Raw genomic sequence first — 462 nt, forward strand, 5'->3', positions numbered from 1 at the left:
TCGGTTAGAATACCGGCCTGTCACGCCGGGGGTCGCGGGTTCGAGTCCCGTCCGCTGCGCCATATTCGGTAACCTGGAACGCTGAACGCCAGGTCACCACAGAAAGCCCGCCTAGTGCGGGCTTTTTACTGTCTGTTTTTTCGTGTTAAAGCGCAGTGTTTCACTGGATTTCAGCTTTTTTAATAAATTTATTATTTAAATCAGCACGTTATGAAAAACTGTGAGAGAATGCGCCCCGCATCGAAAGTGAAGGGTGATTAGCTCAGCTGGGAGAGCATCTGCCTTACAAGCAGAGGGTCGGCGGTTCGATCCCGTCATCACCCACCATTACTTTTAGTGTTACGCGCAGCGGTAGTTCAGTCGGTTAGAATACCGGCCTGTCACGCCGGGGGTCGCGGGTTCGAGTCCCGTCCGCTGCGCCATATTCGGTAACCTGGAACGCTGAACGCCAGGTCACCACAG

The 462-nt window shown here is 53.7% G+C and carries 2 tRNA genes; both read left to right on the forward strand.

Features of this window, described 5'->3' with window-relative positions:
- Positions 1–251 precede the first annotated feature (251 nt).
- A tRNA-Val gene (locus tag ACZYSM_RS29375) sits at positions 252–327 on the forward strand.
- A gap of 18 nt (positions 328–345) precedes the next feature.
- A tRNA-Asp gene (locus ACZYSM_RS29380) sits at positions 346–422 on the forward strand.
- Positions 423–462 lie beyond the last annotated feature (40 nt).

It is taken from the genome of Pseudomonas sp. F220, assembly GCF_057813935.1.